Genomic DNA, 14,002 nt, shown 5'->3' on the forward strand with positions numbered 1-14,002 from the left:
GAGACCACGCCCATGAAAACCCGCGCCGCCGTTGCCTTTGCCGCCAAGCAGCCGCTCGAAATCGTCGAACTCGACCTTGAGGGCCCCAAACCCGGTGAAGTGCTGGTCGAGATCATGGCGACCGGCATCTGCCACACCGATGCCTACACGCTCGACGGGTTCGATTCCGAGGGCATCTTTCCAAGTGTGCTGGGGCACGAGGGCGCCGGGATCGTGCGCGAAGTCGGTGCGGGCGTCACCTCGGTGAAGCCAGGGGATCATGTCATCCCGCTCTACACCCCCGAATGCCGCCAGTGTAAGTCGTGCCTCAGCGGCAAGACCAACCTGTGCACCGCGATCCGCGCCACGCAGGGCAAAGGCCTGATGCCCGACGGCACTACGCGTTTCAGCTACAAAGGGCAGCCGATCTTCCATTACATGGGCTGCTCGACTTTCTCGAACTTCACCGTCCTGCCCGAAATCGCGGTCGCGAAAATCCGCGAGGATGCCCCGTTCCAGAGTGCCTGCTACATCGGCTGCGGCGTCACCACCGGGGTTGGCGCGGTGACCAATACCGCCAAGGTCCAGGTCGGCGACAATGTGGTGGTGTTCGGCCTCGGCGGGATCGGTTTGAACGTCATTCAGGGCGCGCGGCTGGCGGGGGCGAACCTCATCGTCGGCGTCGATATCAATCCGGCACGCGAGGAATGGGGCAGGCGCTTCGGCATGACCCACTTCCTCAATTCTTCCGGAATGAGCCGCGAGGAGATCGTCGCGAAGATCGTCGAGATGACCGACGGCGGGGCGGATTACACCTTCGATGCGACCGGCAATACCGAGGTTATGCGCACCGCATTGGAAGCCTGCCACCGCGGCTGGGGCACCTCTGTCATCATCGGCGTCGCCGAAGCGGGCAAGGAAATCGCCACCCGCCCGTTCCAGCTGGTGACGGGTCGCAACTGGCGCGGGACGGCGTTCGGCGGGGCCAAGGGCCGCACCGATGTGCCCAAGATCGTCGACATGTACATGACCGGCAAGATCGAAATCGACCCGATGATCACCCACGTCATGGGCCTTGAAGAGATCAACACCGCCTTCGACCTGATGCACGAAGGCAAGTCGATCCGGTCAGTGGTGGTGTTCTAGCGCTCCGAAACGGCCACCGAAGAATACCAGCGGGCGGCTTTCGGCGGTGGCTTGCGCCATCGCCTCGACCTTGCCGAGGATCAGCGTGTGATCGCCGGCCGGGTGAGCGGCAAAGCGGGTGCAGGCAAGCTGGCCCAGCGCGCCCGCGATCACCGGCAGGCCATGATCTCCGGTTTCAAAATCCTGCGCTATCAAGGCACTGCTGCCGCGCGCGGCATAGCGGCGGGCGAGCACCTGCTGGCCTTCGGCAAGGATGCTGATCGCGAACCGTTCGGCCCCGGCATAGGCGGCAAACTGGCTCGAGGCGTTCTGCAGGCTCCAGCTCACCAGCATCGGATCAAGCGAGACCGAGACCAGCGAATTGATCGTCATCGCTGCCACCTCGCCGCTGTCGGTCACCACCGAGACCACCGCCACCCCGGTCGCGAACTGGCTCATCAGCTGGCGGAAGGCAGCCGGGCCGGGGGTGAGGTGATCGGACAAGGGGGTCTCCGGCAAGCGGTGGAACGGCAGATCGCAACAGGCGGGGCTGCGTTGCCCCGTGGATGACTGGCTTGTCAATCGATGCCGCGGCGCGAGGTTCCGGCGGCGGGTCTTCCTGATGCAAAACCCTCGCGTGGTTAACCGGGTAGTTACGCTGCGGCGCTAGGGCAGGCACGAGGCGCGGTCTTCCCGTCGCGCGCAGCAGGTGAGTGATGTTCGAAGCCAGGATCGCAGCTGCCCCGCTCACGATCGCGATGCGTGCGGGTTTTCCGCCCGAAATCGATGCTCTGGCACAGCGCGGGCGGGCCGGACACCGTTTCCTGCGGGCCGCATGGTTTCGCGCGGGGGCCGAGGATCGCGGCCGGACCTTGCTCGTCCAGCGCGACAACGGGGCCCTGGTCGCGGCGATACCCAGCTGCAATTTCGGCCCCGCGCTGCTGGGCGCGCGCAAGGTGCCGGGCAGCTACTGGCCGTTCCGCAGCATCGTGCTGGCCGCGGATGCCGACGTGCACGAGCTGGCCCAGGCGCTGGACCACCCTTGCGCAAGGGGGCTCGGCGCGGTGTGGCGGCTCGGCCCGGCGCGCAGCGATGATCCGGCCACCGCGATGCTGGCCGAGGCTGCGCAGCTGGCAGGCTGGCATGTGCTGTCCCGCGAGGCGGGCGCTGCCTGGCTGATCGATCTGGACGGCTTGCGGACCGCGGGCTGGCCGCGATCCTCGACCGCGCGGCGGCTGCGGGCCGCATGGCGCAAGCTGGAGGCGCTCGGCACGCCGCGCTGGCGTCATGTGCGGGGGAAAGACTGGAACGATAGCGTGCTGGAGGACATGGGCCGCATCGAGGCGCAGAGCTGGATTGCGCGAACAACCGATGGCAGCGGCGCCAAGTTCATGCATTCCGCCCAGCGGCAGATGTGGCGCGTCGCGCTCGCCGACCCGGTCATCGCCGATAGCCTGTGCGCCACGATCCTGATGCTGGACGAGCGCCCGGTCGCCTTCAGCTTCGACCTTGACGAAGGGCCGGTGCAATACGGGATCGCCGGCAGCTATGTCCAAGACCTCGCCCATTGCAACATCGGCAAGCTGGTCAATTACAGGGCGCTCGAGGATGCCATTGCCGACGGACAGTCGGTGATGGACATGGGCGCGGGCGACGGCGGCTACAAGCGCGCGATGGGCGCCGCCGAAGGTTATGCCCTGACCGACCTGCTGTTTGTGCGCAGCCGCATCGCCGCGCGCATGCTGGAACGGGTATGGTGCAGGCGTGCCGATGCCGCGCGTGAAGGCAGTCATGGCTGAAGCCGACCCCCTTTCCTCCCCTGCCCCTTCGCTCGCCGCGCAGGTGCGCACGGCGGTTATCTGGCGTTCGGGGAGCCAGGTCCTGACCCAGATCGTCTCGTGGTGTTCGACGCTGATCGTGATCCGTCTGCTGGCACCGGAGGATTACGGCCTGTTCGCGATGGCCCAGGTCATGCTGGTGCTGCTGTCGACGATGAACGGCTGGGGGCTGGCATCCGCGCTGATCCGCGAGCGCGAGGTCAGCGAGGAACGTTTGCGCCAGACGCTCGGGATGCTGATCCTGCTCAACGGCGGTCTGGCTCTCGTCCAGTTCCTCGCCGCGCCGCTTGTGGCTATGTGGTTCGAACAGCCGCAAGTCGCCGAGCTTCTCAGGGTGCAGTCGCTGCTCTATCTCGCGGTGCCGTTCTGCGCCTTGCCGCACGCGATCCTCAGCCGCCGGATGGATTTCCGCCGCCCGGCGCAGGTCAGGCTCGCCGCCGCGCTGGTGGGGGCGGCAACCGCGCTCACCGGCGCGCTGTCCGGCTGGGGGGTGTGGACCCTGGTCGCCGCGCCGATGGCAATGCTGCTGACCGAGGCCGTGGGCATGACCAGGGCCGCGCGCGCACCGATCCGTCCCAGCTTCCGTTTTGCCGGCGCGGGGCACATTGCCGGCTTCGGCGGGGTGATGACCGCGACCCAGATCTTCTGGTTCGTGCAGAGCCAGGCCGACGTGATGATCGCGGGCCGCGTGCTCGAGGCGCATACGCTGGGGGTTTACACCACCGGACTGTTCCTGGCCCAGTTGCTTGCGGCCAAGTTCGTGCCGCCGATCAACGAGGTCGCCTATGCCGCCTATTCGCGCCAGCAGGGCGCAGGGCCGGAGCCGTTGCTCGCCACGATCCGGCTGGTGATGCTGGTGGCGCTGCCTGCCTATGCGGGCCTTGCGGTGGTCGCGCCGGTGCTGGTGCCGGTGCTGCTGGGCGACAAGTGGATGGAGATCGTGCCCCTACTGCCGATCCTTGCCGGGGCGATGGGCATGCTGACGCTGCAGATCCTGTTCTCCCCTGCGACAAATGCGCGCGGGCATCCGGGAATCGCGCTACGGGTGACGATGCTGGGCAGCGTGGTGATGCCGTGCGCGTTCCTGATCGGATCGCGGTGGGGTGTTACCGGGTTCGCCTGGGGCTGGGTCGGCGGAATGGCGGTGCTGACGGTAGCGACGGTGCGGCTTTCCGCGAGGGTGCTGGAGCTGCGCCTTGCAGGTCTTGTGCGCGGCGTGGCGCCGCCGCTCGCCGCTGCGCTGGCCATGGCGGCAGGCGTTGCGCTGGTCCTGCGCGCGCTGCCGGCGATGGTGCCGCTGCTGACGCTGGTCATCGCCGTGCTGTTCGGAGTGGGGCTGTACCTCGCCATCCTGCGCCTGATCGCGCCCGAACGGCTGGTCGAGGCGCTGAGATTTGCGCGCACGCGGGGCGAGAGCGCGGCGCTTCCGGCGGAGTGACCCCTCCCAAAAGCGCGTGATTGACTTGCGGCAAACGATCCGGTCTCAGGCGCGCATGACACGCCCGGCTCCCGAAACCCGCACCTTTCCCGTCAACGGTATCGACCTTGCAGTGCATCAATGGGCGCCGGTGGGCAGCCCCGTCGCGGCATCGCTGGTCCTTGCCCATGCGACCGGCTTTCACGGCCGCGTATTCGACGCAATCATCGAACAGTTCCCCGCGCATCCCGCCCATGCCATCGACTTGCGCGGACACGGGCAATCGGGCGGAGGGCCGATCGACGACTGGCGGCTGGTGGCGAGCGATGTGGCGGGCTTTCTCGAACAGGCAGGCATCACCGGCGCGGTCGGGATCGGCCATTCGATGGGCGCGCATACATTGTTGCAGGTGGCGGCCGACCATGCCGGGATTTTCTCGCGTCTTGTGCTGTTCGATCCGGTGATCCTCGCGCCCGATTACTACGGCGCGGGCGAGGCGCCTTTCACCGCCGACAATCCCCACCCCACGATCCGTCGCAAGCGCGACTTTGCTTCGCCGCAAGCGATGATGGAGCGGTTCCGCGGGCGCGATCCCTATTGCCTGTTCGATGCGCGGGTTTTTGCCGATTACTGCCGCTACGGCCTCCTCCCCGCGCCTTCCGGCGAGGGCATGGAACTCGCCTGTGCGCCCGAGGTCGAGGCCAGCGTCTATGCTTCCAGCCGCAGCAATCCGGGGATTCTCGATGCGGCCCGCAAGGTCGATATTCCGGTGCTGGTGGTGCGCGCGCAGATGACCGACCTGCAGGATTTCAAGAGCTCGCCGACCTGGCCCGAACTGGCGCAGGTTTTGCCGCAGGGGACCGATCTCTATCGTCCCGACCGTACCCACTTCCACCCCTTTGAGGACCCGGATGATGCGGCGCGGACCATCGCCGGCTTTCTCGGTTAGCCCGCCGCGCTCAGCAGATCCTTGAGATCGCCGCGCACCCGCGCGATTTCCTCGGCCCGCGCCCGCAGCAGATTGCCCGCGATCTGGCTTGCCAGCCCGCCGTAGAAGGTGACGAGGCTCTCTCGCAGGGGGTGTCCGGGGGCGACCGAGCGGGCGAGCCACAGGGTGATGGTCTGCGCCCGCACCAACTGGTCGCGCGGCACATCGCCGGGCGCGCGTTCGAGCGCCAGGAGCGCCTGACCGAGCGCGGCCACGGCCTCCTCGAGGCAGATACGCGTGAGGTCGGCGGCATCCGAGGCCTCGATCCGGGCGTCGAGTTCGACCCGGCGATAGGCGGCGGCGGGGTTGCGGGACAGCATCTGCATCGCTTCGTGCTCCTCACCTGTCCGCCGACCAGATGTCGACCTGTTGCTGGATGAAGGTCAGCGTCGATTGCGAGGCTGCGACCCGGCGCTCGGCGGCCACGAGGTCGCGGGTCAGGCGTTCGCGCAGGGCCTCCTGCTGCTCGGCGATGCGTTCGAGCCGTTCGTCGCTGCGTTCGAGCTGTGCCTCGAACCGCCGTACCGATCCGCCGATCGAGCCGGGGTCGCTGGCAAGGCTGTTTTCGCGAGCGAAGCGGTCGATGGTGGCGAACACGCCCGAAGGCCCGGTGGTGAACATCGCCGCGACCGCATCGGGGCTGCTCTCTAGCGCCTGGTTCAGCCGCGCCGTATCGAGCCGGAAGGTGCCGTCGCGATTGAGCGCAAGGCCGATGTCCGCGAGCGTGCGCGGCTCGCCTGCCGCAGCCCCCGGCATGACGATCTGTCCGGCCAGTGCGGCGAGATCGCGGCGCAGTTCGCGCGCACCGGGATCATTGCCGAGCGTGCCGCCGAGCGGGGAGGCCAGCACCGAGCTCTGCTCGGCAATGTCGTTCAGCGCGGCGACGAAATCGCCCATCACGCCCGAAATTGCCTCGATGTTGTTGGCGAAGGTCAGACTGGTGGGCGCGCCCTGATTGGTTCCGGCGAGGTTGAGCGTGAATCCGCCCGGAAGGCCGGTGACACGGTTGGTCGGGCTGGTCATCGCCACGGTGTCGAGCGCGAAGGCGGCATCGCGCGCGATGCCGCGCAGTTCGCCCGCGTCGGTGGCGGGGCTCCAGCCGAGATAGGAAAGATCGCCCGGCACCGCACCGCCGCCCGCGCCGGTGGCCTCGACCACAAAGCCGCTCGCAGCCCCTTCGGCGCCCTTCATCACCAGCTGTGCGCCGTTCGTGCCGGTGGCGACATAGGCGCTGACGGCACCGCCGCTCTCGCGGGTGATCCTTGCCGCGAGGCTTGCCAGCGTATCGTCGGCGCTGACGGTGATTTCCAGCGGATCGCGCGCGGCATCGGCGGTAAAGCTGGCGCCGTCGACGGTGCCGAAGCGCAGGGTCAGCGTGCCCGCGCCGACCAGATCCTCGCGGCTGGCATAGGAGCGACCGACCAGTGTCTGCCCCTGCGCCAGCTGCGTCACTTCAAGCGCAAAGGTGCCGCGCGGCGACAGGCCGGCAGGCACGCTGACCCGCGCGATGGCCGGATTGCCCAGTTCGCCGCGCGGGGCAAGATCCCCGTTGCGGATGCGGTCGCCCAGCGCGCTGGCAAGGCTGGTGATTGCGCCCCGTAGCTGTCCGGCAGCGGAAATCTGCGCTTCAAGCGTTTCGCGGCGCGCCTGCACCGTCTCGCGCTGGAAGGCGAAGCTGGCGGTCGAGATATCGTCTGCCAGCCGGATGAAGTCGACGCCGCTGCCAGCGCCGAGCGCGGAGATGATCGAGGAGCCGGGGTTTTCCATGCTCTCAAGGACGGGCATCGCCGGGCAAGCTTAAGCGGGCAAGGCCACCTTTCCTTCGCCGTCGAAGCGCAATTCGGGCGGCACCTCCACCACCGGGCGGTGCGGACGCTGGCCGCGTTTCAGCGCCATCACGAAGGCGACCAGCGCGGCAATGGCGACGTAAAGTTCCTCGCGCACCATCTGGCCCGGCTGCGTGGTGAAATAGACCGCGCGGGCAAGCTGCGGATATTCGAGCAGCGGCAGGCCTTGTTCGCCCGCGATCTCGCGCATGGCGAGCGCTGTGTCACCGCGCCCCTTGGCCAGCACCACCGGTGCGGGTGCGAGCGCCGGATCATAGGTCAGTGCCACGGCGAAGTGCAGCGGGTTGACGATCACGAACTGCGCGTCCTTCATCGCCTTGGCCACGCCTCCGCGCGCCAGATCGCGCTGGCGCTGCCGGCGGGCGCTTTTCATTTCGGGCGAGCCTTCGGATTCCTTGGTCTCCTCGCGCAGATCTTGCAGACTCATCTTGAGCCGCTTGTCGCGCTGGAAGCGTTGCAGCGGGTAATCCACCGCCGCGATCACCGCGAGCCCTGCCAGCAGCGCGCCGACAAGGCTGGTAATGGCGGCTGTGGCAAGGCCGAGCTGGCTCTGGAGCGGGCTGCGGCCGAGCATCATCAGCCCCGGCAGGTTCGCGCCCGCCCAGAACCACGCGATCCCGCCCAGCAGCGCCAGCTTGAGCAGCCCCTTGCCCAGCTCGATCAGTCCCTGCCAGCCGAGAATGCGCTTGAGCCCCGAGAGCGGATTGATGCGCGATCCCTTGAAGGCGATATTGCCCGGCACGAAGCGCCCTTCGCCCAGCAGCAGTTGCGACAGGATGGTGACCAGCATCGCCGCCAGCCCCAGCGCCATGACCGGCGGCAAAATGGCGACCGCGGCATCGGCGAGAGCCGCACCGGGGGCAAAGCCATCGAGCGCGTGGCGGTCGAAGCTGAAACCCGCGCGCGCGACACGGGCCATCGCCTCGTTCAGCCATGGGCCGAGGCCCAGCAGCGCCAGTGCTCCGGTGCCGGTCGCGGCCAGCGTGGCGACCTCCCTGGAGCGCAGCACATCGCCTTTCTTCGCCGCATCGGCGCGGCGCTTTGGCGTGGGCGCGAAGGTCTTTTCGCCCGGAGTCTCCTCAGCCAATACGTGTCTCCTCAGCCAATACGTGTCTCCTCAGCCAATACGTGTCTCCTCAGCCACGGGGCGGCTCGGCGGCGATGAGCGCGGTTGACTGGTCCAGCGCCGCGGCGATCACGCCCGCGAACTGTTCGACCATCACCGGCACGGCGATGAACAGCGCGGCGATCCCGGCGAGCACGCCAGCGGGCAGGCCCAGCGCGAAGAGATTGAGCGACGGCGCCGAGCGCGCGACGAGGCCGGTCACCACCTGTACCAGCAGCAGCACCAGCACGACGGGAAGTGCAATCGCTGCCGCCGTGGCAAGGCCGTATCCGAAGAACAGCCCGATGCTCTCGGCCCGCCACGCGCCGAAGGCAAAGTCTCCGGCAGGCAGCAGGCGGTAGCTTTCCACCAGCAGTTCAAACCACAAAAGATGCGCGCCGATGGCGTAGAACAGCAGGCTGAGCACCAGCCCGAAAAAGGTGCCGAGCGCGCCCGATTGCGCACCGCTGGCGGGGTCGATGGAGGTGGCGATGGCAAGGCCCATGGTGCCCGAAATCTGCTCGGCGGCGATCAGGGGAATGGCGAAAGCGAGTTGCAGGACAAAGCCCAGCGCCGTACCGACCAGCACCTCGTGCAGCACCGCCAGCAAGGCGGCGAAGCTTAGCATTGCGGGGGCAGGGGCAAGCGGAACCCAGCTCGCCACGAAATAGCCCAACACGATGCTGAGCAGGATGCGCACCGGCGCGGGCACGGCCATGCCGCCCACCATCGGCGCCGCCAGTAGCGCCGCGCCGCAGCGGATCGACAGGAAGATGATCTGCCACAGCTGCGCTTCGAGACTGCCGAAGCCGAAATCGAGGATGTTCACGCGGCCAGCCCCGCCACCTGCGCCATGATCTCGCGGGTGAAGTCCGCCAGCAGGCCCATCATCGCCGCGCCCAGCACCACGAAGACCAGCGCGGTGACGGCGAGCTTGGGGATGAAGGACAGGGTCTGTTCATTGACCGAGGTGGCGGCCTGGACGATCCCGACCACCAGGCCAACGACCAGCGCCGCGACAAGCACCGGCCCCGCGATCAATGCTGTGACCCACAGCGTCTGGTCGGCCAGCGCGAGGAGTTGGGCGTCTTCCTGCACTATGCAAAGCTCATCGCAAGGCTGCCCATCAGCAGCGCCCAACCATCGACCAGCACGAACAGCAGCAGCTTGAAGGGAAGCGAGATGATGGTGGGGCTCAGCATCATCATGCCCAGGCTCATCAGCACGCTTGCCACCACGAGGTCGATGACGAGGAACGGCAGGAAGATCATGAAGCCGATCTGGAACGCGGTCTCCAGTTCCGATGTGACGAAGGCGGGCAGCAGGATCGAGAAAGGCACGTCGGCGCCGCTGGCGAAGGTGCCTCCGCCGGCGATATCGGTGAACATCATCAGGTTCGCCTCGCGCGTCTGGCGCAACATGAAGGCATGGAAGGCCTCGCCCGCCTGTCCGATCGCGGCATCCGCGCCGATGGTTCCGGTGGCATAGGGGGCGATCGCATTGGCATTGACCATTTCAAGCGTCGGACCCATCACGAACAGCGACAGGAACAGCGCGAGGCCCGCCAGCACCTGCCCCGGCGGCGATCCCTGCAAGCCGAGCGCCTGACGCAGGATCGCCAGCACCACAAGAATGCGAAGGAAGCTCGTCATCATCAGCACCAGCGCGGGTAGGATGGTCAGCAGGCCCATCACCACCAGCAGCTGGAGCGAGAGGCTCAACGGGCTGTCATCCCCGGCGCCGTTCTCTCCCAGCGCCCGCTCGATCGCGGTTCCGACGCCCGCCGCCACGGGGTCGGGGGGAAGAGTGGTGGCGGCGGGCGTCGCGGCGTGTGCCCCTTCGGGCGACGCCATGAACATGGTTAATGCGGCAAGGCACAGCAGAGCAGCACGCAGGATCGGCGACATTGGCATCACTCGCCCTCCGGCTCGGCTGCGCTTGCCTCTCCAAGCCGCACCATCCCGTGGCGCGACATGCCGAGCAGGATCTCGCGCCCGTGAAAGCGCACCACGGCGAGCTTGACGCCCGGCGCTATCAGGCTGGTCTCGACCAGTTGCAGGTGGCGTCCGGGCGCGCCCGGCTGGCCAGCGAGGCGCGACTGCATGAAGCGGGTCAGCCACAGGCTGCCCCAGATCAGTCCCGCCAGCAGCGGCAGCAACAGCGCAAGGCGCAGGAGATATTCGAGCATTGTTCCGTCCCGGTCAGAGCGCTTCAGCCACATCGGCCGGAGGATCGGCGGGCGCGTCGGTCGCGGGCGCGGCGGGCGGCACATCCTGCCCGTCCTCGCCAACGAGATGGACGATCCTCAGCGCAAAGCGCCCTTTCTCTGCCACCACTTCGCCGCGTGCGATCACGCGCCCGTTGGCGGTGACATCGAGCAGTTCGTCGGTCAGCCGATCAAGCGTCACCGTGCTGCCTTCACCCAGCGTGAGAACGTCGCGCAGCGGCATTTCGGTGCGTCCCAGTTCGACCGAGAGGCGCACGGCGACCGCGCCGAAACGATGAAAGGCGGCGGGCTGGAAATTACTCATCGGGCAAGTCCTTCTGCGGGAAAGCGGGCAAGGCGGATCGCCATACGATCCTCAAGCGTGCCGATGCTCCCGTGGGCGACCGGTTTTTCGCCCAGCATCAGCGGCACCTGGCGGCCCATGGCCAGCGGCAGCATGTCGCCGGGGGCAAGGTTCTGGAGCCGGACGAGCGACAGGTCGATTTCGGCCAGCACCACATGGAGCGGCATCGGAACCTCGGCGAAAGGCGATGCCAGTGGATCGGCGGGTGCGCGGTGCTGACGGTCGCCGGACGGCAGCGGCGCGCGGCCCGGCACCGGCAGAAGGCGCTCCATCCGCTCTTGCGCGATTGCCAGCACGGCTTGCCATGCACAGCCATGTTCATTGGCGATCGAGAGGGTGAACAGCGACACTGCGGCGTCAGGATCAAAGGGCTTCAATCGCGCGGCGCTTTCGCTGCGGAGGATCACTTCCCCGGCAGGCGCAGCTCCCGGCCGCGCGGCATGGTCGCCAAGACCGGCGCGGGTGATGGCTGCGGCAATGGTCGCCGCGATTTCCTCGACCAGCAGCGCGGCCGAGCGCGGGAGCCGGTCGGGAACGGCGGGATCGATCCTGCCATCGCCGCCGAAGCTGCGGTCGGTAAGGGCAATCGCGGTTGCCACATCGAAGCTTGCCAGCACGGTTTCGCCGCCCGCGCCGACCCGCAACAGGCTGTTGGCGGCAACCGGCCCGATGCGCTCGAGCGCGGCATGGCCCGATAGCGCCTCGGGCTCGGACACGCCGACCTGGAGCCGGTCGCCCGACAACAGGCCCGACAGGTCATCGGCCAGCATGCGCGCCAGATCGCGCCGCCATGCCGCCACAAGCACTGCGCGCTCCTCAGGGCGCGGGCCGCGCTGCGTCAGTTCGCGGCAATGCTGGGCTGCGGGCCGCGCGCCGGCAAATTCGTGGGCCATTCTCATTGGACCAGGAACCCCCGGAAGTGCACCGCGTCGATCCCGCCGAACCCCTCGTTCTCCTCGAGCACGCCATTGACCGCGCTGGTCAGCCGCCGGGCCAGCTTCTGCTTGCCTTCGACGTCATAGACCTCCGCCTCGGTGGTCGCGGCAAGCTGGGCGAGGATTGCGGAGCGGATCGCCAGTTCATGGTTCTTCACCCATTGCAGCACCCGCCCGTCGCGCCGGGTCGAGACCGCCAGTTCGACCTGGATCAGGCCGGGCGAATCCGCGAGATTGGAGGTGAAGCTTTCCTCGAAGCTGTAATAGGCGGTGCGGTACTTGCTGCCGCCTTCGCCATAGACCGGCGCGCCCGCGTCCTTCGCCTTTTCGGCACCGGGCAGGGGATAGGGATCTTCCGCGCCCTTGAGCACCAGCTTGGGCTGGTCAGGCTCCGAGGCACCCTCGGGACTGCCGAACAGGCCCGCGGCATAGGCGCCATAGGCTCCGCCCGCACCCGCGCCCAGCAGCAGCACGCCGCCGAGCGCGAGCTTGATCATGCCGCCCTTGCCCGATCCGCGCGCAGACTGGCGACGTTCGACGCCGTCCCATCCACCTTGCTCCTTGTCCTTGTCCTTGTCCTTGGACATGCGATCTCAACTCCCTGTTGCCGACGCGTCCGGTCAGGCGAACAATCCGCGTTTGCGACCGGCGGGCTCTTGCGGGTCCGGCGCTGCTGCAGCTGCCGCCCGGTCGGCGGCTTGCTGCTGCGTCTGGCGCTGGTGCTGCGAGGCGCCCTCGTCGCGCTGTCCGGAGTGCGCCAGGTATGGTTGAGACGACCCTTGCCCGCCGTTAGGGGAAGACCCGTATCGCTGCTCGCCGGAAGACGAGGAGGAGCCTTGTCCGGCCCCGTTTCCGTTCGTGGCGGTGTCGGTCGACGAGGCGGTAACTGCCCGCTCGGCCAGCGCGGCCTGCACGGCGGGGACGAAACCCGGATCGCGGCTTGCCAGCACGGCGCGCCAGTCCTGCGCCGCGCCGGAGGCCTCGATCCGCAGCGAGACGAAGCCGAATTCGGAATGGCGCATGGTCATTTCCGGGCGGGCGGCGCGCAGCGCCTCGCGGATCTCCCCGACTTGCGCGATGGCGCTTTCCTGGCTCGCGGCCGGGCTGCGCGGCTCGGCGCGCTCGAGTGCGGCGGGCGCTGCAGGGGCAGGGGTTGCCGGTGACGCAGGTGCCGGAGCCTGAGCCGAGGGCGCAGAGGCGAAGGCAGAGGCAGAGGAAGCCATTGCCGGAGCACTCTCGGACAGCGCGGCGAGGGCCGGGCCGGGATCAGCCGGTGCCGCCCCCTTGGCGGGAGCCTCTGTGGCAATCTGTTCAACCACCGGAACAGATCCCTGCGGGTCGAGCGCCGCGAGCGGCGGGATCGGGTGACTTACGGCCTGCGATGCATGCTGGCGCAGCGCGGCAACTGGCGGCCGGGCCTCTGTTGCTGCCAGAAGCACGGGCGCCGGTGTGACCATTATAGGCGGGATTGCCGCCGCCGTTTGCTCAGTATCCGCGCCATCCCCGCCAACAGCGGCGGGCGGCATCGACTGGCGCGCAGCTGGTTCATGCAAAGGAGGCGGCGCTGCGACCGGCGCGGCCAACGGCAAGACGGCGCCGCTTTCCGGCAGGATTGTGCCGTCCGGCAATGGCTCGTCGGGCGCTTCGGCCGCGAGCGCGGCAGCCTGACCAGCCCGTTCCTGCCGGACAGGGGAGAAGGGCGAAAGTGGCAGCGCGTCGAGGGATGCCGCTAGCGACGTTTCCGGCAGCGCGGCTTGCGGGGCAAGCTCCATCCTGGCGGGCAGCGCGGCGTCGAGCAGTCCGGCAAAATCGAGGCCTCCAGAGCCCGGTCCGGCGCCACCTGTTCCTGCCTGCCCGGGCAACGGCGCGGACGGGTAAGGCGGCGCGGCAGGGCTGGCGGGCGGTTCGGGAAGGAAAGGGATCATCGCTGTGTCCTCGCTCGGATTGGGGGATGCTGCGCTCACTTGTGCAATTCACTTGTGTTCACTTGTGTTCACTTGAGTTCACTTGAGCTCACTTCAGCAATTTGCGTGCCAGCAGGGCTGTGTGCGTCAGGTCGCGCGTCGCCTTGACGGCCGCGACCGCCGCGCGCGCTTCGGCCTCGCGCTCGGCGAGGCGGCGGGAGCGGGTCTCGGCGGCGGCCAGCGTTTCAGCCTGCCATGCCGATTGCCGCGCGGCGTCTCCGGCGGCCTCGGCGG

Annotated in this window: 17 protein-coding genes; 4 read left to right on the forward strand and 13 right to left on the reverse strand. The window is 68.2% G+C overall.

The genetic code is table 11. The features are described 5' to 3' along the window. Positions 1-12: 12 nt before the first annotated feature. A complete protein-coding gene (locus tag I603_RS10395) occupies positions 13-1,125 on the forward strand; it encodes an S-(hydroxymethyl)glutathione dehydrogenase/class III alcohol dehydrogenase (RefSeq protein ID WP_068864732.1) in 1,113 nt (370 codons plus the stop codon). On the opposite strand, the gene I603_RS10400 is transcribed toward I603_RS10395, so the two are convergent. Further along, positions 1,108-1,608 (reverse strand): flavin reductase family protein, encoded by a 501-nt coding sequence (locus tag I603_RS10400; protein ID WP_084440038.1) that lies wholly within the window; start codon positions 1,606-1,608, stop codon positions 1,108-1,110. The genes I603_RS10395 and I603_RS10400 overlap by 18 nt on opposite strands. A gap of 212 nt (positions 1,609-1,820) precedes the next feature. Here I603_RS10400 and I603_RS14535 point away from each other — a divergent pair, with 212 nt between their 5' ends. From I603_RS14535 to I603_RS10415, 3 genes are read left to right on the forward strand one after another with little or no spacing between them, the layout of a single operon-like run. Next, positions 1,821-2,903: a GNAT family N-acetyltransferase gene (locus I603_RS14535; protein WP_068864734.1), complete on the forward strand. Its 1,083-nt coding sequence runs from the start codon at positions 1,821-1,823 to the stop codon at positions 2,901-2,903. Then, positions 2,896-4,380 (forward strand): lipopolysaccharide biosynthesis protein, encoded by a 1,485-nt coding sequence (locus tag I603_RS10410; protein WP_068864737.1) that lies wholly within the window; start codon positions 2,896-2,898, stop codon positions 4,378-4,380. The genes I603_RS14535 and I603_RS10410 overlap by 8 nt, the downstream gene beginning before the upstream one ends. A gap of 55 nt (positions 4,381-4,435) precedes the next feature. Further along, a complete protein-coding gene (locus tag I603_RS10415) occupies positions 4,436-5,308 on the forward strand; it encodes an alpha/beta fold hydrolase (RefSeq protein ID WP_068864738.1) in 873 nt (290 codons plus the stop codon). On the opposite strand, the gene I603_RS10420 is transcribed toward I603_RS10415, so the two are convergent. The 12 genes from I603_RS10420 to I603_RS14715 form a co-directional block, all read right to left on the reverse strand. Further along, positions 5,305-5,673 (reverse strand): hypothetical protein, encoded by a 369-nt coding sequence (locus tag I603_RS10420; protein ID WP_068864740.1) that lies wholly within the window; start codon positions 5,671-5,673, stop codon positions 5,305-5,307. The genes I603_RS10415 and I603_RS10420 overlap by 4 nt on opposite strands. Positions 5,674-5,686: 13 nt before the next feature. After that, positions 5,687-7,114 carry a flagellar filament capping protein FliD gene (fliD, locus tag I603_RS10425; RefSeq protein WP_158093634.1) on the reverse strand — a complete coding sequence of 476 codons (1,428 nt, stop codon included), beginning with the start codon at positions 7,112-7,114 and terminating at the stop codon, positions 5,687-5,689. 30 nt (positions 7,115-7,144) lie between these two features. Then, complete coding sequence (locus tag I603_RS10430) at positions 7,145-8,281, reverse strand: EscU/YscU/HrcU family type III secretion system export apparatus switch protein (RefSeq protein ID WP_068864744.1); 1,137 nt, start codon at positions 8,279-8,281, stop codon at positions 7,145-7,147. A 49-nt stretch (positions 8,282-8,330) separates the two neighbouring features. Next, on the reverse strand, positions 8,331-9,128 hold the full coding sequence (locus I603_RS10435; RefSeq protein WP_068864747.1) for a flagellar biosynthetic protein FliR: 798 nt from the start codon (positions 9,126-9,128) through the stop codon (positions 8,331-8,333). Beyond that, positions 9,125-9,397, reverse strand: coding sequence for a flagellar biosynthetic protein FliQ (locus I603_RS10440; RefSeq protein WP_068864748.1), 273 nt, complete (start codon positions 9,395-9,397; stop codon positions 9,125-9,127). Before I603_RS10440 ends, I603_RS10435 begins: the two co-directional genes overlap by 4 nt. Beyond that, on the reverse strand, positions 9,397-10,158 hold the full coding sequence (fliP, locus tag I603_RS10445; protein ID WP_198157245.1) for a flagellar type III secretion system pore protein FliP: 762 nt from the start codon (positions 10,156-10,158) through the stop codon (positions 9,397-9,399). Before fliP ends, I603_RS10440 begins: the two co-directional genes overlap by 1 nt. A gap of 53 nt (positions 10,159-10,211) precedes the next feature. After that, a complete protein-coding gene (locus I603_RS10450) occupies positions 10,212-10,487 on the reverse strand; it encodes a flagellar biosynthetic protein FliO (RefSeq protein WP_068864752.1) in 276 nt (91 codons plus the stop codon). A gap of 13 nt (positions 10,488-10,500) precedes the next feature. After that, complete coding sequence (locus I603_RS10455; protein ID WP_068864754.1) at positions 10,501-10,830, reverse strand: FliM/FliN family flagellar motor switch protein; 330 nt, start codon at positions 10,828-10,830, stop codon at positions 10,501-10,503. Next, positions 10,827-11,762 carry a FliM/FliN family flagellar motor switch protein gene (locus I603_RS10460; RefSeq protein WP_068864757.1) on the reverse strand — a complete coding sequence of 312 codons (936 nt, stop codon included), beginning with the start codon at positions 11,760-11,762 and terminating at the stop codon, positions 10,827-10,829. Before I603_RS10460 ends, I603_RS10455 begins: the two co-directional genes overlap by 4 nt. A gap of 2 nt (positions 11,763-11,764) precedes the next feature. Continuing rightward, positions 11,765-12,391 (reverse strand): flagellar basal body-associated FliL family protein, encoded by a 627-nt coding sequence (locus tag I603_RS10465; RefSeq protein WP_084440041.1) that lies wholly within the window; start codon positions 12,389-12,391, stop codon positions 11,765-11,767. 33 nt (positions 12,392-12,424) lie between these two features. Beyond that, positions 12,425-13,729, reverse strand: coding sequence for a hypothetical protein (locus tag I603_RS10470; RefSeq protein WP_143736689.1), 1,305 nt, complete (start codon positions 13,727-13,729; stop codon positions 12,425-12,427). Positions 13,730-13,817: 88 nt separating this feature from the next. Continuing rightward, a partial coding sequence (locus I603_RS14715) for a hypothetical protein (protein WP_198157244.1) occupies positions 13,818-14,002 on the reverse strand: 185 nt, incomplete at its 5' end.

The organism is Erythrobacter dokdonensis DSW-74 (assembly GCF_001677335.1).
Taxonomy (GTDB): domain Bacteria; phylum Pseudomonadota; class Alphaproteobacteria; order Sphingomonadales; family Sphingomonadaceae; genus Erythrobacter; species Erythrobacter dokdonensis.